The organism is Pseudoalteromonas nanhaiensis (assembly GCF_051235485.1).
In the GTDB taxonomy this organism is placed as follows: domain Bacteria; phylum Pseudomonadota; class Gammaproteobacteria; order Enterobacterales; family Alteromonadaceae; genus Pseudoalteromonas; species Pseudoalteromonas lipolytica_C.
In genome coordinates, this window is sequence record NZ_JBPNYQ010000002.1 from 258,724 (window position 1) to 277,693 (window position 18,970).

The 18,970-nt window shown below is 40.4% G+C and carries 19 protein-coding genes; 3 read left to right on the forward strand and 16 right to left on the reverse strand.

Annotation, left to right across the window (positions count from 1 at the left end; genetic code table 11):
* Positions 1-32: 32 nt before the first annotated feature.
* The 6 genes from dnaX to ACSFVZ_RS03450 form a co-directional block, all read right to left on the reverse strand.
* Positions 33-2,492, reverse strand: a complete 2,460-nt coding sequence (gene dnaX / locus ACSFVZ_RS03425) for a DNA polymerase III subunit gamma/tau (RefSeq protein ID WP_435558108.1) — start codon at positions 2,490-2,492, stop codon at positions 33-35.
* 3 nt (positions 2,493-2,495) lie between these two features.
* The gene (apt, locus tag ACSFVZ_RS03430) at positions 2,496-3,041 is read right to left on the reverse strand and encodes an adenine phosphoribosyltransferase (protein WP_135924222.1); all 546 of its coding nucleotides are present in this window, start codon (positions 3,039-3,041) and stop codon (positions 2,496-2,498) included.
* 151 nt (positions 3,042-3,192) lie between these two features.
* Positions 3,193-3,315, reverse strand: coding sequence for a hypothetical protein (locus ACSFVZ_RS03435; RefSeq protein ID WP_254907726.1), 123 nt, complete (start codon positions 3,313-3,315; stop codon positions 3,193-3,195).
* Positions 3,316-3,400: 85 nt separating this feature from the next.
* Positions 3,401-4,159, reverse strand: a complete 759-nt coding sequence (locus tag ACSFVZ_RS03440) for an HvfC family RiPP maturation protein (protein WP_435558109.1) — start codon at positions 4,157-4,159, stop codon at positions 3,401-3,403.
* Positions 4,152-5,015 carry an HvfB family MNIO-type RiPP peptide maturase gene (locus ACSFVZ_RS03445; RefSeq protein WP_135924221.1) on the reverse strand — a complete coding sequence of 288 codons (864 nt, stop codon included), beginning with the start codon at positions 5,013-5,015 and terminating at the stop codon, positions 4,152-4,154. The genes ACSFVZ_RS03440 and ACSFVZ_RS03445 overlap by 8 nt, the downstream gene beginning before the upstream one ends.
* A gap of 54 nt (positions 5,016-5,069) precedes the next feature.
* Positions 5,070-5,609, reverse strand: coding sequence for an HvfA family oxazolone/thioamide-modified RiPP metallophore (locus ACSFVZ_RS03450; protein WP_135924220.1), 540 nt, complete (start codon positions 5,607-5,609; stop codon positions 5,070-5,072).
* Between the two features lie 170 nt (positions 5,610-5,779).
* Between ACSFVZ_RS03450 and ACSFVZ_RS03455 the strand changes: the two genes are divergently transcribed.
* Positions 5,780-6,757 (forward strand): tRNA-dihydrouridine synthase, encoded by a 978-nt coding sequence (locus ACSFVZ_RS03455; RefSeq protein WP_435558110.1) that lies wholly within the window; start codon positions 5,780-5,782, stop codon positions 6,755-6,757.
* A 51-nt stretch (positions 6,758-6,808) separates the two neighbouring features.
* Positions 6,809-7,144: a TraR/DksA family transcriptional regulator gene (locus tag ACSFVZ_RS03460; protein ID WP_135924218.1), complete on the forward strand. Its 336-nt coding sequence runs from the start codon at positions 6,809-6,811 to the stop codon at positions 7,142-7,144.
* A 14-nt stretch (positions 7,145-7,158) separates the two neighbouring features.
* Here ACSFVZ_RS03460 and ACSFVZ_RS03465 read toward each other — a convergent pair whose 3' ends face one another.
* The 10 genes from ACSFVZ_RS03465 to pyrC form a co-directional block, all read right to left on the reverse strand.
* Positions 7,159-8,166, reverse strand: coding sequence for a hypothetical protein (locus tag ACSFVZ_RS03465; RefSeq protein WP_435558111.1), 1,008 nt, complete (start codon positions 8,164-8,166; stop codon positions 7,159-7,161).
* A gap of 56 nt (positions 8,167-8,222) precedes the next feature.
* A complete protein-coding gene (locus ACSFVZ_RS03470; RefSeq protein ID WP_435558112.1) occupies positions 8,223-9,482 on the reverse strand; it encodes a hypothetical protein in 1,260 nt (419 codons plus the stop codon).
* Between the two features lie 11 nt (positions 9,483-9,493).
* Positions 9,494-10,111, reverse strand: coding sequence for an energy transducer TonB (locus ACSFVZ_RS03475; protein ID WP_135924215.1), 618 nt, complete (start codon positions 10,109-10,111; stop codon positions 9,494-9,496).
* A complete protein-coding gene (locus ACSFVZ_RS03480) occupies positions 10,111-10,515 on the reverse strand; it encodes an ExbD/TolR family protein (protein ID WP_054551557.1) in 405 nt (134 codons plus the stop codon). The genes ACSFVZ_RS03475 and ACSFVZ_RS03480 overlap by 1 nt, the downstream gene beginning before the upstream one ends.
* A gap of 14 nt (positions 10,516-10,529) precedes the next feature.
* Positions 10,530-11,054: a MotA/TolQ/ExbB proton channel family protein gene (locus ACSFVZ_RS03485; RefSeq protein WP_135924214.1), complete on the reverse strand. Its 525-nt coding sequence runs from the start codon at positions 11,052-11,054 to the stop codon at positions 10,530-10,532.
* The gene (locus ACSFVZ_RS03490) at positions 11,054-12,418 is read right to left on the reverse strand and encodes a MotA/TolQ/ExbB proton channel family protein (protein ID WP_435558113.1); all 1,365 of its coding nucleotides are present in this window, start codon (positions 12,416-12,418) and stop codon (positions 11,054-11,056) included. Before ACSFVZ_RS03490 ends, ACSFVZ_RS03485 begins: the two co-directional genes overlap by 1 nt.
* A gap of 6 nt (positions 12,419-12,424) precedes the next feature.
* Positions 12,425-13,195: a DUF3450 domain-containing protein gene (locus ACSFVZ_RS03495; protein ID WP_135924212.1), complete on the reverse strand. Its 771-nt coding sequence runs from the start codon at positions 13,193-13,195 to the stop codon at positions 12,425-12,427.
* Between the two features lie 474 nt (positions 13,196-13,669).
* Positions 13,670-14,284, reverse strand: coding sequence for a response regulator transcription factor (locus tag ACSFVZ_RS03500; RefSeq protein ID WP_135924211.1), 615 nt, complete (start codon positions 14,282-14,284; stop codon positions 13,670-13,672).
* Positions 14,285-14,774: 490 nt separating this feature from the next.
* Positions 14,775-14,984 (reverse strand): cold-shock protein, encoded by a 210-nt coding sequence (locus ACSFVZ_RS03505; RefSeq protein ID WP_036967526.1) that lies wholly within the window; start codon positions 14,982-14,984, stop codon positions 14,775-14,777.
* A gap of 339 nt (positions 14,985-15,323) precedes the next feature.
* A complete protein-coding gene (gene pyrC / locus ACSFVZ_RS03510) occupies positions 15,324-16,370 on the reverse strand; it encodes a dihydroorotase (RefSeq protein ID WP_135924210.1) in 1,047 nt (348 codons plus the stop codon).
* Between the two features lie 190 nt (positions 16,371-16,560).
* On the opposite strand from pyrC, the gene ACSFVZ_RS03515 reads away from it, so the two are divergent.
* On the forward strand, positions 16,561-18,933 hold the full coding sequence (locus ACSFVZ_RS03515) for a bifunctional diguanylate cyclase/phosphodiesterase (RefSeq protein WP_435558114.1): 2,373 nt from the start codon (positions 16,561-16,563) through the stop codon (positions 18,931-18,933).
* Positions 18,934-18,970 lie beyond the last annotated feature (37 nt).

Here is an 18,970-nt window from a genome sequence, read left to right on the forward strand (position 1 = left end):
ATTGGCATGAAGATAAGGGCTATTGCAACTAATTACAATGCCTGAATACTGTTTTCATCGATTATAGCGCTAAATAACTGCTGAAATTGCACTATATTTTCATCGCTATTTATTACATCAATCGCTTGTTGATGACGACCCGCATCAATTTTTTGTTGAATCAAATACGGTGAATCAATTACGCCATCAGCAAACTCGATACTAAGCTCTACATTATGACCATAAATTTCACTTAATGCAGCATTGAGCTTTTGTCTAAGCACTGCGCTGTCTAAATGGCGCTGTGATGAATCAACTTCAATATGTAACTGATTATTCTGCTTGGTAAAGATCGAATGCAGCGCAAATTGGCGCATGCGGCCACCAAGTCCCATACGCTTTATTAAATACGCCCACTCGTCTTGTTCGTGTGCAAATTTAATACTGCTGATCGGGCTTTCAAAATCATCTGGAACCGGAATACTGGCTTCTTCAGCTACTGGCTCTGGCGCTTTTTGCGGGTTGATTTGCTCAAGCAATTCAGGCGCTAGGTTTTCAGTGATTGTTTGATGCTTTTCTCGAAAATCGACTTTTTTTACTTTATTGCTGCTCTCCCCCGTTTGCTGGGGGATGGGCTTTTTTACTTCAGCAGCCATTGCTTGCTGCTGAGGCTGAATATTGCTCGTGGCTGTGCTTTGTCGCGCTGGCGGTTTTAATGTTGGCTTAGCTTCAGGCTGTTGTTCTGCTTTAACATTCGTTTGCGTTGCCGCACCACTTAAGCGACCAGCACCTGAGATATTACGGTCTTGTAAAATACGAGCAATGGCCGATTGCGCCTGACTTTGCTGTTGTTGCAATTGTGCGGGTGCAGTTTGCTGTTGCTGAGGCGCAGGTGCTTCATTTGCGCTAAAGCCCTGATCATAAGCGCTATTCATCACATCATCATATTGCGCAGCAAGTGATGAATCCATTTGTGCATCGTACTCATCCATATAGTCTTGCGAAGAATAGTCAGATGTAGAGTACTCTGGTGAAGAATAATCAGCTGCTGGAATGTGCTCTGAGCTACTCTGCTGTTGTGGCGCTGGTTTGACTTCAGTTTCAGCTGGCTGAGCGGATTGCTGAGGCTGTTGATTAACATTAGGCTGCTCTACTGCTGTTGCTTCAACTTGCTGGGCAGGCTCATGGCTATGTGCTGTTTCTGCTTTGGCTGCTTGAATAGGCTCAGCTTCATCAGGTATAGCTTGTGTTGGCTGAGGCTCTGAAGGCACAGAAGTTGTATGCACAGAACTTTGTGCTACTGATGCTTGCTCTGAAGCTGCTTGCTCACGTTGCGCCGTTGATTTTTTTAAAATATCACGTAGTGCACCGGCACCACTTGGTTTAACCTGCTGCTGGGTATTCGTGGGTGTTTGGCTTTGTGCAAATTGCGTTGGTTGAAATGCGAGCAGTCGCAACATGATCATTTCAAAACCAAGTTTAGCATCGGGTGCCCATTGCAAATCCTTTTTACCATTTAATAGCAACTGGTAATACACCTGCATTTGCTGTGCATCAGTTGTTTGTGCCACCTGCTCAATAAATTCACGGTTAGTCTCATCAAGTGCCGCAGCACTAGGCACGAGTTGCACAAGCTGAATAAGGTGCGTCAGGGCAATTAAATCGTCGAGCAAGGCTACAAAGTTAGGGTTTCGGCTAACAACTGCTTTTACTTCTTGAAGTAATGCATCGCCATCTTGGCACAGTAACGCTGCTAACATGGTTTGGCTATATTGGGTATCCATTAAGCCAAGCATGGTTTGCACAGCCTGATGATTAATATTGCCATTGGTTTGCGCAATTGCTTGGTCTGTAAGACTCAGTGCGTCACGCATACTACCATCAGCTGCTTTCGCTAAAATTGACAGCGATTTATCATCAAAACTTAGCTGTTCTTGATTAAGAACATGGGCAAGCTGATCATGAATTTCTGATTGCGACAAAGCATTTAAATTAAACTGTAAGCAACGCGATAAAATCGTCACGGGCAGTTTTTGCGGATCGGTTGTCGCTAATAAAAACTTCACATGCTCTGGTGGCTCTTCCAATGTTTTTAGTAATGCATTGAAACTATGCTTTGACAGCATGTGAACTTCGTCGATTAGGTATACCTTGTAACGACCACGTGTTGGCGCGTATTGAACGTTATCAAGGATTTCGCGGGTATCTTCTACTTTGGTTCGTGATGCCGCATCGATTTCTAACAAATCAATATAGCGACCAGCTTCAATGTCAGTACAGCTTGAACATTGGCCACACGGCTCAGCAGAGATACCCTTATCGCAGTTGAGGCTTTTTGCGAATATTCGTGCGATGGTTGTTTTACCCACCCCACGAGTTCCAGTAAAGAGATAGGCATGATGGAGTCTATTTTGTGTTAATGCATTAACCAATGCCTGTTTAACATGAGACTGCCCCACTAACTCGTGAAAGGTTTGTGGTCGCCATTTCCTTGCTAGAACCTGATAACTCATTAATTATTCGCCTTCGAATTCAACCAACTTTAAGATTTTGATGCCCATATCAGCAACACGTTGTTCACCACCAAGCTCAGGTAAAGATACAACAAATGCGGCATCCGTTGCATTACCACCCAGTTTTGCAACTAATTTTGCTGTTGCTTCAATTGTGCCACCTGTGGCAAGTAAGTCATCTACTAATAACACTTTATCACCAGAAACGATAGCGTCTGTATGAAGTTCAAGCGTATCTTCACCATATTCTAATTGGTAGTTTTGTGAAATCACTTCGCGAGGAAGTTTGCCTGGTTTACGAACTGGAATAAATGGAATACCAAGAGCATAAGAAAGTGGCGCACCAAAAATAAAACCACGAGATTCAGTACCAATGATTTTAGTAAAACCTTGGTCTTTATATGCCGCAATAAAGCTGTCTATCGTTGCTTTAAATGCCTCAGCGTTAGCCATTAAAGTTGTTACATCGCGGAACATAATGCCCGGCTTAGGGTAATCAGCGATCGTTGCAATGCTCTGTTTGATGAGCGTTGAAGTTGCTTGAGTCATAATTATACTGCTCAAAAAGTTTATCTAACAAAGCTCGAGAGTATAACATCACCTTAGTGGAAAGTCGGTAGCAAGTTTCGAAATTAATCACCTAACTACAACAAAAAAGGCTGCATGGTGCAGCCTAGTGTCTTAAATTTGCTTACGCAGATTAAGATAAAGATGTGATCCAACCCAGAATAGCGTTAAGACAGCCAATGCCACCGAATACTGCTAAAAACGCAATGAAATAAGTTGCATTGAACGGATCTTTAAAGTCTTTATCATTCGACATAGTTACTACCTTTATTTAAGCACGACAAAATAAGGCGGACATAATAGTCGAACTGCCCTAATCAATAAAGGGGTTTAGCCGATTTTTAAACCAATGTATTAGTAACTACGATACCACGCTCTACCATGGCACTTAAGGTATTGAGCGCTCCCTGATAAAGCTGCTCTTGGCTAAATTGAGGAGCATGCTCTGCAACTACTTGGCATACATCATTTAAGTTTATACCTGGCTGAGATTCAATAATATTAAGTAGTAATGCGGTCATCGCATTTGTTGATAAAAACTGCACTTCGTCATCGCCTTCCCGATATACCACAAAGTAGCTTGCCTCAACTGCGGGCTCACTCGGCTGGTTATCGACACTGATGGTATGAACTGGGAAGCTATAACTCAAATTACGAGCCAGTGAACTTAAATATAATGGGGAACTTGTCACTTGATGAGCCGATAAGCCAACTTCATTTGCAAGTTTTTTAGCAACCGACACATCGAGCTCAACCCACTCATAATGAGCCAGTTCTAACATGAACGCAGGATCATTACTTTGCATTTCATAGTCATTAGCAAGAAAAGCCAAAAACTCGCCTGCTATATCTAAAAAATAAGGAGATTTACAGTTGTGCTGACTGAAAAATTGCCTAACGAGTCTGTGCCAAGCTTGCTCTGAATATAAACTTTTAAGTACTGGATATGCAGAGCTGACAAAACCATCCACATTATTAAAAAATAAATCGCGGTAAATCGCCATGCGACGCTCTTCAACATCACTAGGCTTAGCATTATTCTCAGGGTCGCGAATATGCGCCATAAACGCTTGTTGTACTTGCGTAAAATGATTATGCACTGTGTTTCACCGTTACTTGGTTTTGCTTATTGGCTGCGTGCTGCAAGGCTTCAATAGTTTTCAGCTCAGCTAATAACTCAGCCATAGGTGGAATATTAAAGTCACGCTCTAACAAAGTAGGAAAAACTCCATGTACTGCGTAGGCTTTTTCAAGCAATTGCCAAACAGGATCGATAACTGGCGCACCATGGGTATCAACGAGTAAATCTTCAGCCTCAGTGTAATGGCCCGCAACATGCCCATAAGCGATACGTTTAGTTGGTAATGCTGCTAAGAATTGCTCAGCATCATAACCATGATTAATAGAGTTTACATAGATATTGTTTACATCAAGCAATAGTTGGCAATCAGCTTCCTCTAAAACTGCATTGGTAAACTCAAGTTCAGTCATTTGCTGCCCAGGGGCACCGTAGTAAGATACATTTTCAATAGCAATTGGCTGTTCAAGAATATCTTGTACTTGTCTGATCCGCGAGGAGACATGCTTAATTGCATCTTCAGTAAACGGAATAGGCATCAAATCGTACATGTGCCCTTCGCCCGAACAGTAGCTTAAGTGCTCACTAAACAAACGAATATTATGCTCTTTAAAGAAAGCTTTAAGTGATTTCACAAAGTCAATATCAAGCGCTGCTGGTGAGCCAATTGATAACGATAAACCATGACAAACAAAGGCATGCTGCTCGGTTAGCTGTTTAAATTGTTTACCAAAACGCCCTCCAAGCTTTAGCCAGTTTTCTGGTGCAACTTCTAAAAACTCAATGGGTTTAGGAACATCGATGAGCATTTCATCAAGCATTTCCCGGCGTAAACCTAAGCCAATTTGCCCAAAATCAGCTACTGATTCTTTTAACATACTACCTCCTACTAAAAAGGGCCATTACGGCCCTTTCAAAAGCTAAATGAGCGCTTAGTGGTTAGAGCCACATTTACCTTCGCCACACTTACCTTCTTTAGCTGCTTTTTTGTCTGCACCACATTTACCTTCGCCGCACTTACCTTCTTTAGCTGCTTTTTTATCTGCGCCACATTTACCTTCGCCGCACTTACCTTCTTTAGCTGCTTTTTTATCTGCACCGCATTTACCTTCGCCGCATTTACCTTCTTTAGCTGCTTTTTTATCTGCGCCACATTTACCTTCGCCGCACTTACCTTCTTTAGCTGCTTTTTTATCTGCGCCACATTTACCTTCGCCGCACTTACCTTCTTTAGCTGCTTTTTTGTCTGCACCGCATTTACCTTCGCCGCACTTACCTTCTTTTTCAGCTTTTTTATCGCCACCGCACTTACCTTCGCCACATTTACCTTCAGCGGCATCTAGCTGATAACCAGCTTGCATTTGCTGAAATTCAAATGGGTTAGCGTTAGCATCAGTGGCTGCAAAACTTGACGCACCAACCACAACCGCACCTAATGTTAATGCAATTGAATTTTTCTTAACTGTGTTCATTATCGACTCTCTTTTTTATAAAGGGTTATTAAACAAGACCTGCGAACTGAAAATTACTTTCAAAATTACTAAATTATTTTCTGAAACCGATGATAAAGCAAATTACGATTTATCAAATATAGAATAGCAGGTAGAATACGCGTCCAATTTTTATTTAGTATACAGGTATCATGCGACTAGTTTTAGCACCAATGGAGGGAGTTGTCGATTTCAAAATGAGACAGCTACTCACTGATTTAGGTGGATTTGATTTATGCGTTACAGAGTTTGTTCGTGTCGTTGAAGACACACTACCCGAGCGTGTATTTCATCGTTATTGCCCTGAATTAAAAGCCGGTGGTTATACCCGTGCTGGAACACCAGTGCGGATTCAATTACTAGGCCAAGTTCCTAATGCATTGGCTGAAAATGCAGTCAAGGCAATACGCTTAGGATCTCATGGTATCGACTTAAATTTTGGCTGCCCAGCAAAAACTGTTAATAAAAGTAAAGGTGGTGCTGTACTTTTGAAAGATCCTGAGCACATGTACGAAATAATCAAAGCCGTACGTGATGCAGTTGATCCACGTCATGAGGTCAGTGCAAAAATCAGACTAGGGTTTGATGACGATAGCAACAGCCAAGAAATTGTTGATGCTGTTGTCAGTGCGGGTGCATCAAGTCTTGCTATTCATGCAAGAACGAAAAGAGATGGATATAATCCACCGGCATTTTGGGAAAAGATCCCTCCGTTAATCAAAAATAAAAACATTGCGGTGGTTGCTAATGGTGAAATTTGGCAAGTTGAAGATGCATTGCTGTGTCAAAAACGCAGTCATTGCCAAGACTTAATGCTTGGTCGTGGTGCTCTAGCAATGCCTGATTTAGCAAAGCAAATAAAAGCACATGTCGAAAATGAGCAGTACACTCCGATGCTTTGGGAGCATGTGATTTACCATATTATTCACTCTTCTATGCATCAAGATGAAAGCAAGTGTGAGAAATATTTTGCTTCTCGAACCAAGCAGTGGCTTGGATACCTAAAACGCCAGTACCCACAGGCAAACGCACTTTTTGATGAGATTAGGCGTTTAAAAGCCAAAAATGAAGTTGCAGATGTACTTAGAAAGTATGCCAAAGCGCCGAGTATTGATGCAAATCATAACTAGCTAACTTGTTTTGTTTGATAATGTCAGTATTGCCCACTTGGAATAAACGCGATGAACAATACTGAAATTCAAACAAAGTTATCTGCAGAACTTGCGCAGGTTAGACAACGTTTACTCGATATGCTAACTAATTCTGATCAAGGCTATCACCAACAATTGCTTTCGCAGTTAAGCGAAACCCCTCCTGCAGATTGGCTAGAATTAACCTCAAATAAGCTGGGTCCTGAATATCAAATTTTAATTTCTAGACTCGAAAAGCTAGAGGCGGCGTTATGCCAAATAGACATTGGGCAATATGGCTATTGTTGTGATTGCGAAGAAAAAATTGATGATGAACGCTTATTAGCAGACCCTGCTAGCCAACGCTGTAGAAGCTGCGCTCCTTAGAGCGCAGCAAGGTATTATGAAGAAAATATAAAGCTCGTTGCAGGATAAAGTATAATATCTTCGATAAGCCAATCAGCTTCTTGTTTCGTCACCCCCAAACGCTTTATTAGATTTACTCGCGCTTGCTGTTCACTCCAAGTGTGATAATGAATACCAAGATCTGTTTCCATCATCACTAACCAAAAATACTGCTCGCCCGCTGATAACTCGCGCTTACTTTGTAAAGGGTCTCGATATTCTAGCTGCCAGTCAAGACCCGCCATATTCTCATCTTGACTAAAAAACTGCATCACCAGAGGAGTACTGTGTGAGGTCGGTAAATGAAACGCCACATTGTGTATCGCTATTTGCTTTAATTGAGACTGAATATTGCTCAGCCACGTCAGAGGAGGTTGCGTTTTCGCTCCAAAGTAATTCAACTTGCTCTGGTACCAATCTTTACCATTTGCAAGCCCCACTAAACCTAACTTGCTACGTGGTGTGTATTGAGATAAATATTGTTCAAGCTTTGAAAGTGCTGAGTGTACCACTTCATCATCATTATTATTTAGGTGGTTTTGCACCATTGAATGTAACAACTTAAGCTCAATTTTATTTAGTTTTAAACTACTTTCCTCTGCTTGCATTAATTGTGTTTGTACTAATTCCAACCACGTAGCTAATTTTTGAGCAGAATAATCTTTTTTATTAATAGCACGACTAACAACATCGCGCTGCTCTGGCCAAACAAAATAACGTTCTGGATAACGCTCAGCGATGATCAGGTAATTTAATTGCGCCTGTTGCGATTCATCTAGCGCGATACTTTTCAAGCCTTGATAATTGAGGTGACGAGCTTGTAAATACTCGTTCGAAAAAGGCCAACTTGTTACCGAATCTGAGCTTGATTGATTAGATAGTAAGTTATTTATGTTACTGAGTGCTTGCTGGCCTTCATCAAAGTGATTGAAACGAGGAGGTTGCTCTGAGCAAGCTGTTATCATCACACTTGCGACAAGTAAAAATACGATCTGTCTTAGCATTATAAAATTCCATAAAAAAAGCCCCAGAGGGGCTTTTTAATTTAAAACAACATCAATTAGATTTTCACGCCATTACGGTTCGCTTTATCTTTGATGAAGGTTGACCAGCTCTTCGCGAATTTACGCGTACGCGGATCGTCCATTGCTTTAGTGATAGCGTTATAAGCTTGCTTGTACTTCTCTTGGTAGTAATAAGCTTCAGCTAGGTCAGAGTAGATAGTTCCTTTTTTATCAGAACCTAACTCTAACGCCTTGTTCAAACGAACAACGGCTGCACTATAGTTTTGCGATTGTAAAAGTAATGAACCTGCTTTGCGGTAAAGCTCTGCATCGTCATCAAATTTAGCCGCCTCTTCATAGTATTTAGCTGCTTTCTCAATATCTTTTGAGCGGTGGTAGTTAGATGCCACTGCACTGATATTTTGCTTATTACGCTTAACTTTATTTTCGTTAATTGCCTTTTCAAGCACAACTGCTGCTTTATAAGGAATATCGTTTAACGAATAGAAGTTAGAAAGTACTTTGTATTCAACTTCATTTTCAAAATAGCCGTTTTTATAGGCAACTTCCATGGTCGCAAGACCTTTCTTGAAGTCTTCGGTTTGTAGGTAATATTTACCTAAACCAACCCAGGCTTTTTTGTCTTCAGGCCAAACACGAACAATCTCTTCAGCTACTTCTACCATATTTTTGTACTGTTTAAGTTCAAAATAGGCAGCAAGCTTTAATTGGTAAGAGGCTTTAGCAGGCTCTTTTGCCAATTCGATTGCTTTGTTTGCAGCAGGAAGTACGTCTTTATAAAGTTTTAACTCGTAGTTTGCTTGTGCAATACGTGTATAAACTTTGTCGTCTTCCTCACCTGTGAAGTCCATCCAAGCTGCATAAGCTTCTTTTGCTTTTGCATATTGCTCTGTACCTGCGTACATGTCACCTAATAGTTTTAGGCCTTGCTCTTGGTCAGCAAAGTTTAAAACATCAGGTTTAACAGCTGCTTGAACGTGCTTGATAGCTAACTGGTACTGCTCTTTTTGAGCGTACATTTGACCTAAATAACGGTCAACAGTTGCTCTGTCGAAGTCATCCGATGCATCAATTTCTTTAAGCAATGCAATGGCTTCGTCAAGCTTTTCTTCATTGTACAAGTCAAACGCTTTAATTACTTTCTTACCAACGCGCTCACCCATAACTTTAGTTTTTGCTTTTTTACGCGCTTCAATTTTTGCGTAGTCTGGCGCCGCTAAAGCAGGTGCAGTAAATACCACACCCGAAAGTGACATAAGAAGCGCAAGAGCAGTTACTTTAGATAAATTTCTCATTACTCGCCTCCTTAGTTGCCTTGATTAAGTTTAAAGTCTAGTTGTACTTGAAGACCAAATTGTTTTTGTGGCTTACCATCAATAACTTTTGGACGGTATTTCCACTTAGATAACGCTCGCTTAGCTTCGCGGTCGAAGATACGTTTAGGATCTGCATCGATCACTTCGATATCTTCTACTCCACCTACTTCGTTGATAGTGAATGAAAGTTGAACCCAACCTTCTTTACCATCACGCGCTGCTTGCGTTGGGTATTTTGGTTCAATACGAACGATAGGTGTAGCATCACCATCACGTCCAAATGCACCAGGACCACTTAGGCCACCAGCTGTGCTTCCCACATCGATGCTTGGCATATTAAATGACAAACCACCAGTATTTGGGTTGCTGTTTTCCGGCTGAGGCGGCTGCGGTTTAGGCGGCTGCTTTGGCGGTGGCGGAGGCGGAGGCGGAACACGCTTCCTCTCCTGCACCTTAGATTCAGGCGGATTCGTCATAATTTCGACTACAATCTGTTCTTTTTGTTCAGTCGCACGATCAGCTCCACCGGAGATGAGGTACGCCATGAAGTAGAACAAGCCGAAAGTAACTGCCCCACCTGCAATCAGTGAAAACAGAAAACGAATCATTACTGATCTCCAGCTATTGAAATTTTAAGGTTATCACCCGTCGCTTTGATCTGGTCCATAACTTTAACTACTACGCCGTGTTTTGCTTCTTTATCAGCTTGCAAAATTACAACTTCAGTAGGTTGTTCTGCTAATAAACTTTCAAGTTTAGCTGATACACGCTCAACGTCTACTTGTTGTTTATCAATCCAGATTGCACCGTCAGCACGGATAGCAACAAAAATGTTTGCATTTTTTTGCTTCGTAGCTGCAGCTGCTTTAGGTTTATTGACTTCGATACCAGCCTCTTTAACGAACGATGTAGTTACGATAAAGAAAATAAGCATGATAAATACGATGTCAAGCATTGGCGTCATGTCAACCGCTGCTTCTTCTTCTTCACGAAAACGTTGTTTACGTGCCATATTTAATTCTCTCTCTAGTGATGAGGCATGCTATCTACAAGTTTAGCTTTCGCCATTCTCGCTCTTGCCTCAAGGCGTGAGCTAAAGAATACTCCAGATAGTGCCGCAACCATTCCAGCCATTGTTGGGATTGTTGCCATTGAAATACCTGATGCCATTAAACGTGCGTTACCAGTACCTTGAGTAGCCATGGTTTCGAAAACCGCGATCATACCCGTTACAGTACCTAGTAAGCCGATTAAAGGACAAACAGCTACTAATGTCTTAATCAACAACATACGCTGATCTAATTTTTCAGACGCTTCAGAAATCCATGCTTCACGGATTCTGTGTGCGTACCAAGACGTAGTGTCTTGGCGGGCATCCCACTGAGCTACGATATCCTTCGTCATACGAGGAAACTCAGCTAGTAGGAACCAATAGCGCTCAATCATTAAAACCCACATAAGAAAGAGTGCTATCGCGACCACGTATAAAACCTGGCCGCCTGTGCCAACAAAATCCCTGATAGATTCCCAGATCTCCATCAGGACTAGCATTAGGCTTTCTCCTTCTCCGCGTGAGCAGCGATAATACCAGCGCTTTGCTCATCAAGGACATGTAAAACCGACTTACTACGACCCGCAACAATTGAGTGAAGTAGGATAAGTGGTAGAGCTGCAATTAGACCTAGCGCAGTAGTAACAAGTGCTAGAGAGATGTTACCAGCCATGATCTTCGGATCACCTGTACCGAACAATGTGATTGTTTGGAACGTTAGGATCATACCGATAACCGTACCTAGTAGACCTAGTAATGGAGCGATTGCTGCCAAGATCTTGATGATGTTGATACCAGCTTCGATGCGAGGCGTTTCACGTAGAATTGCTTCGTCAAGTTTAAGCTCAAGGTTTTCAACGTCTTGATTCTTGTTGTCAGCGTAAACCTTAAGAATACGACCCAGTGGGTTGTTTGTATTCGGAGTAGAAAGGTTTTTAAGCTGGCTCTTAATCTTAGTGCTAGTAAGCGCAAGATCAATGAAACGAACGATGAAGATAAGTAGACCAACAACAAGTAATACTGTGATGATGTAACCTACTTCAGCACCTTGCTCGTAGTATTCCATTAACGATTTCTTCTGCGTGTTGATACGTAAGATCGCGCCGCGAGTCGGGTCGATGTATACGCCAGCATAGTTATCTGGAGAAGTTTTTTCTAAATCGCTGATACCAGCTAGGATGTAGCTATCAGGTTGCTTACCTAGAGGTTGGATCGCTTTAGTTTCCGGAGAGTAGATTAAGTAACCTTCGTCAGTAACTAAGTTGAAGTTACCAATACGCGTTACTTTCTTCATTGAAGATGAACCGTCAAGACCTGCAACTTCAGTTTCGAAAGTTGAAACTTTAGCTGATTCAGTCATTTCAGTTTGAAGAGAAATCCAAAGTTCTTCAAGTTCACGTACAGTTGGAAGCTCTTTCGCAGCAGCTAGTGAGCGAAGTACTTCAGCACGTCCTGGTTTTTCAGCAGAAACAAGTGATGCTTCGATTGAACCGATTGCATCAGCAGCTGCACGACGTACAACACCGAACATCTCACCTAACGTACCTTGAGCATTTAAAAGAGCTTGCTCTTTCTCAGCTAAAGTATTTTCGTTTTGTGCGTATTCTTTAGATAAACGGTCACCACGTGCTTTTTCAGCAGCTAGATCGCTTTTTGCTTTGTTAAGTAACGCTTGCTTGTCAGCACGAGCTGAAAGGAACTCTTGTTCACGTTGCTTGTTTAATTTACCTTCAGAAATACGTTCTTGCTTAACTTGCTCAAGAATTTTGTCTAAAGCATCAGTGTTTGCGTGTGCATTAAGCGCGGTACCTGCAGAAACAGATAGTACTGCTGCAACAGCAAAACCTTTAAATAGTTTCTTCATTATTGATTACTCCGCGCCAAAGATTGGTAGTTTAACAAGTTCTAATGTCGCTTGTTTACGCGCCATACGGATAACTTCTTTAACAGGTTTTAGGTATTCTTCACCTAATTCTTTCCACTGTTTAGTGTTGTTATCCCACACCCACGCGTGCTTAAGGTCAAAAGACTGTGCTACGTAAGTGATACGACCTAAACGACCGAAGTCTACGTTGATGTTTTTGCCATCAACTTCAAGCGTACCTTGTGAAGCTGTAACAGCTGAGCTGTATGCAGTTTCAACAGTGTAAGCTTCAAGAACTTGGCGGAATTTTTCAGATGTAGTAACTGAAGCTGATGCCATGATGTCACGTAGTCTTTCAACACGTGCTAGGCGGTTTTCAAGATTGAACGGAACGTCCGCTTTGATGAATTGCTCAAGCGTATCGATCATGCGATACATCAAAGGCACAACGTTTTGTTTCGTGTTATCGATTGTTGCGATTTGACGGTCAAACGATTCGATAGACGCGTTTTGGTCAGCGACCAAACGTGCTACGTGATCATTATACACCTTCATTAGCTCAGTTTCGTCAACAACGCTACGGTACTCAGCGATTAGCTCCTGAGTTTGACCATATACATTGTCAATTTTAGTTTGAGACTTAACAGCAGCCTTTTGAATTTGTTGACCTGCATCTTGCACATCTTTCAAAGGATCTGCAATCACATTGCTGCTTGCAAATGCAAAAGCGCCAACCAACGCTGATGCTACAAGACTCTTTCTGATTTTAACAGACATAGTTCCCAACCAATTAAGTAATGTTACTTTTATAATTTAATTACCTTCCGAAGAAGACAACCCTGATATCTTTTAATAGATATCAACCCTCCAATAATGCTAAATGCATCAGAGTCTGTCAACTTGATGTTCGGCTTTCGTCCGAAAAATTTGGTAACTCGTCGTTGATAGGAAAATAGCTCGAACAATCAATTAACAAAAATATAACAGACCCATCAAGGGGAAGGTTCTAAAGCCCTTTACTAGCAAACACCACGTTCATGCTGGGTTCAACCTTAAACATAAATGTAACATTTAATAAAACCAGAAAAGGCATAAGAAAATTTAAAAAAAAATTCTATTTAGTGATCTAAAAAATCTAATTTGCAGAATTTTTATGCACTCATCAGTAGGTAATGTTTAGTAAATGCACAATTGCCTTACTAAACACAAGGATGAGCGAGAATTTATCTCTCACCGCTAAGGGTGAGAGTCTCAAAATATGGCGCGGTCTTTAACAAGCTTTGCTAAAGAGATAATTGAATCAACCTCAAGCTTTTCAAAGATTTTTGTCTTGTACGTACTTACTGTTTTGTTACTAATAAACAGCTTTTCACCGATATCTTTGTTTGAGAGGCCCTGTAGTAAGTAATTCATCACTGCAAGCTCTCGCTCTGTCAGTAATTCATCAATATCTTTTTCAGATGCTATTAAATGCTCTTGAGGAAAGAAGGTATAACCCCTTAAAATCATCTCTACTGCAGATGAAATATCCTCTAAGCTTTCAGCCTTGTTAACAAAACCTTGCGCGCCTAATTTAGCCGCTGTTCGAATAATGTGTTTATCTTGCTTTGCTGATAAAAATAGCACTTTACCAGAGAAGCCACTGCTAACTGCGCGTTTGTATAAACTAAAGCCATCTGAATCTTCTAATTCGATATCTAAAATAGCTAGCGCGACATTATTACTTTTTAAAAACTGTAATGCTTCCTTTTGACTCGCAACAGCTTTTACTTCATTAACCAGAGTTGACTTTGATAGTACCATCTTGATTGCTGTTGCAACCATTGGGTGGTCGTCTACCAAAAGTATATTGTTTCCTATGCTCATCGATTAGCGAACCTTCATTATATTTCATCAAACAAGTATAAGTTACTCAGAATTTATTCCACTTGTGAATACTTTAAGTTTAGCGGGTAATTTTGAGATTGTTGAAAATATCTCAAACATTATAAAAAAGAGGTAACTTAACCTGTTGATCAAAACTACTAGCCAATACAACAGTCAATGTTGCATTGAGTAAATCCCGTCTATGAAGCATATAATACTTTAGTTATGGAGAGTAGCTTTTAGAGGATTGTTATCGAACTTTTAGCTTAATGTCTGACTAAAAAAACCCGACACAATGCCTTTGGGGGATTAATAATTCGGTACAGACTACCAAGTATGAGGTACAAAGGGATTATTTATATAGAAGAAGTAATAAATGGTTTAGGAGAAAGCGTAGTATGAATGAGGTAGAAAAAATTGATAAGAGGTATAAATGAATTTTGGTGAAACAGAAACTGTTTCACCAAAATACTTAGTTTCGCATAACGAATTATGCTACTTCTACGTTCTCAGCTTCAGGGCCTTTTTGACCTTGTTTGATGCCGAAAGATACTTGTTGGCCTTCGCTTAAAGTGCGGAAGCCTGTACCTGTGATAGCACTGAAGTGTACAAATACGTCAGGACCATTTTCTTGTTCAATAAAACCGAAGCCTTTTGCTTCGTTGAAGAACTTAACTTTACCAGTAACCGTGTTTGACATACCAAATTTTCCTGTAAGTCAATTATTAAAATTCAGCCATAATGGCTCTATCCTCCCTGAGTGAATGCCCAAAAACTAGGGGGTAAAGTACAGGAAGAACCAATAACCAACCGGTAACCGAACAAGCCGCACATTATCCGTAAATTCTATACGCAAAAACTCAAAGCAATTTAAGACTAACACATTAAATAGCTTTTAGCTCTATTAATCGAAAATTATTTTGAGGTCAACGGCTAAACTTTTAAATATGACAGGCATATTTCTAAACAATTAAAAAATAATAAAAAAGCCCAACGTAATGTTGGGCTTCTGAATAATATTAGCTAACAGTAAGCTCGCTTACTTAACTTGCCAATCCATGTTAGCTTCAGCTTTGATCGGCACTACCTCAGAGTCTCCTAGTTTGTAACTTGCAGGAACAGTCCAGCTTTCTCTTACCAGTGTGATCGTGTCTTTATTACGCTCTAAACCGTAGAAGTCAGGGCCAAAATGGCTCGCAAAACCTTCCAGCTTATCTAATGCTCCCGCCTCTTCAAATGCTTCAGCATATAATTCAATCGCTGCATGTGCTGTGTAAGCACCTGCACAGCCACACGCTGCTTCTTTTTTATCTTTATAATGAGGCGCAGAATCTGTGCCTAAGAAAAACTTTTTGCTACCGCTTGTCGCTGCAGCAATCAATGCTTGCTGATGAATATTACGTTTTAAAATTGGTAAACAATAATAATGTGGACGAATACCGCCCGCTAGCATGTGGTTACGGTTATAAAGTAAGTGGTGAGCTGTGATTGTCGCCGCTACATTATCAGGTGCGTTATTAACAAACTCTACGGCATCTTTAGTCGTAATATGCTCAAGTACTATTTTAAGTTTAGGGAAGTCAGTTACTACATCGGCTAAAATTGTATCGAGGAAAACTTTTTCACGGTCAAAGATATCAATTGATGAATCTGTCACTTCACCATGCACTAGCAGCAACATCCCTACTTCTTGCATTGCCTCAAGTACTGGGTAAATATTTTTGATTGATGTGACACCTGAGTCTGAATTAGTTGTTGCACCCGCAGGGTATAATTTTGCCGCAACAATTTTACCCGTTGCTTTTGCTTTTTTGATTTCTTCTGGTGAGGTTTTGTCCGTTAAATAAAGCACCATCAAAGGCTCAAAATCACCCTGAGGACCTGCGGCTTTAATTCGCTCATAATATGATAAAGCACTGTCAGTGCATGTGGCCGGTGGAACAAGGTTTGGCATAATAATCGCACGCCCCATATAGCGGCTTGCATCACGTACAGTATCGGTTAGCTGATCACCGTCACGTAAATGAATATGCCAATCGTCTGGGCGGGTAATTGTTAGTGTTTCAATCTTATTTATATCTGACATTGCTGGTTTCCACGGCTAAAGTTAGAGGGATAGCGCAAACTTTATACAAATAACGAAGTTATTTTTTGAAGTTTGTGTTCAGATGCCTAGTTTACACCAGTTGCTGTTTTTTTTGAAAATAACTTTGTAGATAGTTTGATAGTAGGTTAACGTAATAAGTTAATAAAACATTTGGGTTACTTTTCTTTCTATGTCTAAGAATTTAGATACAGCGTTTGCACTTGAGGTCAAAACTGACCAGCTCCATATTATTAATCAATTCTCTTCATCGCTAATGCAATTAGATACTGTTGAAGAATTATTAGAGTATGTGACTTCGCAAGTAGTAAGCAGGCTTGGATTTATAGAATGTGTCATATTTTTAGTCGATGATGAGTCTCGTACATTAAGAGAAGTTGCGTCTATGGGAACCACTCTCGCAGACGATACATACCATATTGTGCGCACCGAAATTAGTTTTGAGCAAGGTATTACTGGGTATGTCGCTTCAACCGGTAAACCTTTAATGATTGGTGATGTAACAAAAGACGAACGCTATATTGCCGATGCCCGCCCTGCACTTTCTGAACTCTGTGTTCCTCTAGTATATAAAGAAAAGGTATTAGGTGTTATTGATTGCGAGCACCCGCAAAAAAAATATTTTAATGACGCCCATTTAGAAATTTTATCTACAGTCGCGCATTTACTCAGTGCAAAGTTAAATCAAGTCAGAACTGTAGAAAACCTTCAGCAAACAGTAAAACAATTGAACGATGCTCAAAAGTTGGAAAATTGCATGTTGCAAATCGCCAACCTTACTTATCAGTCAAGTGAACTCGATAGCTTTTTTGAGTCTTTACATAGCATTATCACCTCGTTACTCAGAGCAGATAACTTTTTCATTGGGCTATATGATAAACAAAGTGATGTTTTAGATTTAGTTTATATTATCGAAGAAGGTGTCCGTTCTAATGCACATACTAAAATTTCTAAAGAACTCTTAAAAGATACGGCCTCTTACTACCTTTTAAAAATCGATAAATCACTGTTGTTTAATAAAGAGGCGTTTCAACAACATATTGATGCGGGTCATTTTAAAATGGTTGGTCGACAAGCAGAGTCTTGGCTTGGTGTGCCATTTAAAGTAAATGATCGAATAAGTGGAGTCATTGCAGTTCAAAGTTACAGTAAACACTACCACTATAATGAACATGACCGTGCTTTACTTACTTATGTCAGCCGCCAAATCAGTATGGCAATCGACAGGCAGTTATCACGTCAGGAGCTAGAACATCGTGCATTACATGACGAACTTACCGGACTGGCAAATAGATCACTCCTCATCGAACGAATAAAACATGGTATTTTGCGCTTAGCACGCGCAAATAAAGGCACACACCATGCTCTACTCTATTTAGATTTTGATCGTTTTAAGAGCATCAATGACTCACTCGGCCATGAAGTGGGAGATCATTTTTTAGTAAAAATCTGCGAGCTCATACAAGGTACGATCCGAAATACAGATACATTTGCTAGATTAGGTGGAGATGAATTTGCCATTTTCATGGAAAACATTACCGATAAACAACAAGTTCAAGATGCTCTTGAGCGTATTAAGGCAGCTTTAGCAAAACCACTGAATATTGATGGCCATTTATTACAGGCATCAACCAGTATTGGCGTAGCATTCTGTGAAAGCACTAATGATAAGGCTTATAAACTTTTGCAACATGCCGATGCAGCTATGTATGAAGCCAAGTCGTCAGGCCGTGGGCAAGTTAAGTTATTTAACAATACCATGCGCAAAAAGTTAAAAAATCATGCCGACATTGAAAATGACTTACAACATGGCATTGAGCACAATGAGTTTGAGCTTTATTACCAACCCATATTCACAATTCAAGATACACAGGTTGTTGGTTTTGAGGCACTTGTTCGCTGGCATCATCCAACCAAAGGTTTTGTCTCTCCTGCCGACTTTATTCCTGTTGCAGAAGATACTGGTCAAATAATCAATCTAGATTTACATCTTCTAGATTTAGCTGCGCAACAAATAGCCAATTGGACAAAACAAGGCCTATCATTTGGTAGAGTCACTGTTAATGTTTCCTCACGACACTTTGCAAGTTTAGACTTTGTTTCGCAAATACACGCATTATACGCAAAGCATCAATTACCTTTAGGCTCGCTTTGCATTGAGATCACAGAATCTGGCTTGATTGGAAATTTAGAGCTTGCGACTAAAATTATTGAGGGATTATCGCCACTAGAAGTTAAATTATGTCTAGATGACTTTGGCACTGGTTATTCTGCACTTGGGTATTTGCATCAACTACCAATCCACATTTTAAAAATAGATAAAAGCTTCATTGATCACTTAAGTAAAGGACAAAACCCATTAGTAGATGCGATTTTATCCTTAGCACAATCTCTGCAATTAGATGTTGTAGCCGAGGGTATTGAAACGAATGAGCAACTTGCTATTTTAAAACAAACTCAGTGTAAGTTTGGCCAAGGTTTTCTCAAGGCCCGTCCTATGCCGATCAGTGAAGCAGAAAACATTATACGTAATGGTCTTCACTAAGAGTATGAAAATGAAAGCCTTACACTAGCAAGGCTTT

What these genes read in the sequence shown, in the direction of transcription:
- dnaX (WP_435558108.1), bottom strand. Translation starts at nt 2,492, where the DNA reads ATGAGTTATCAGGTTCTAGCAAGGAAATGGCGACCACAAACCTTTCAC.
- apt (WP_135924222.1), bottom strand. Translation starts at nt 3,041, where the DNA reads ATGACTCAAGCAACTTCAACGCTCATCAAACAGAGCATTGCAACGATC.
- ACSFVZ_RS03435 (WP_254907726.1), bottom strand. Translation starts at nt 3,315, where the DNA reads ATGTCGAATGATAAAGACTTTAAAGATCCGTTCAATGCAACTTATTTC.
- ACSFVZ_RS03445 (WP_135924221.1), bottom strand. Translation starts at nt 5,015, where the DNA reads ATGTTAAAAGAATCAGTAGCTGATTTTGGGCAAATTGGCTTAGGTTTA.
- ACSFVZ_RS03450 (WP_135924220.1), bottom strand. Translation starts at nt 5,609, where the DNA reads ATGAACACAGTTAAGAAAAATTCAATTGCATTAACATTAGGTGCGGTT.
- ACSFVZ_RS03455 (WP_435558110.1), top strand. Translation starts at nt 5,780, where the DNA reads ATGCGACTAGTTTTAGCACCAATGGAGGGAGTTGTCGATTTCAAAATG.
- ACSFVZ_RS03460 (WP_135924218.1), top strand. Translation starts at nt 6,809, where the DNA reads ATGAACAATACTGAAATTCAAACAAAGTTATCTGCAGAACTTGCGCAG.
- ACSFVZ_RS03465 (WP_435558111.1), bottom strand. Translation starts at nt 8,166, where the DNA reads ATGCTAAGACAGATCGTATTTTTACTTGTCGCAAGTGTGATGATAACA.
- ACSFVZ_RS03470 (WP_435558112.1), bottom strand. Translation starts at nt 9,482, where the DNA reads ATGAGAAATTTATCTAAAGTAACTGCTCTTGCGCTTCTTATGTCACTT.
- ACSFVZ_RS03475 (WP_135924215.1), bottom strand. Translation starts at nt 10,111, where the DNA reads ATGATTCGTTTTCTGTTTTCACTGATTGCAGGTGGGGCAGTTACTTTC.
- ACSFVZ_RS03480 (WP_054551557.1), bottom strand. Translation starts at nt 10,515, where the DNA reads ATGGCACGTAAACAACGTTTTCGTGAAGAAGAAGAAGCAGCGGTTGAC.
- ACSFVZ_RS03485 (WP_135924214.1), bottom strand. Translation starts at nt 11,054, where the DNA reads ATGCTAGTCCTGATGGAGATCTGGGAATCTATCAGGGATTTTGTTGGC.
- ACSFVZ_RS03490 (WP_435558113.1), bottom strand. Translation starts at nt 12,418, where the DNA reads ATGAAGAAACTATTTAAAGGTTTTGCTGTTGCAGCAGTACTATCTGTT.
- ACSFVZ_RS03495 (WP_135924212.1), bottom strand. Translation starts at nt 13,195, where the DNA reads ATGTCTGTTAAAATCAGAAAGAGTCTTGTAGCATCAGCGTTGGTTGGC.
- ACSFVZ_RS03500 (WP_135924211.1), bottom strand. Translation starts at nt 14,284, where the DNA reads ATGAGCATAGGAAACAATATACTTTTGGTAGACGACCACCCAATGGTT.
- ACSFVZ_RS03505 (WP_036967526.1), bottom strand. Translation starts at nt 14,984, where the DNA reads ATGTCAAACACGGTTACTGGTAAAGTTAAGTTCTTCAACGAAGCAAAA.
- pyrC (WP_135924210.1), bottom strand. Translation starts at nt 16,370, where the DNA reads ATGTCAGATATAAATAAGATTGAAACACTAACAATTACCCGCCCAGAC.
- ACSFVZ_RS03515 (WP_435558114.1), top strand. Translation starts at nt 16,561, where the DNA reads ATGTCTAAGAATTTAGATACAGCGTTTGCACTTGAGGTCAAAACTGAC.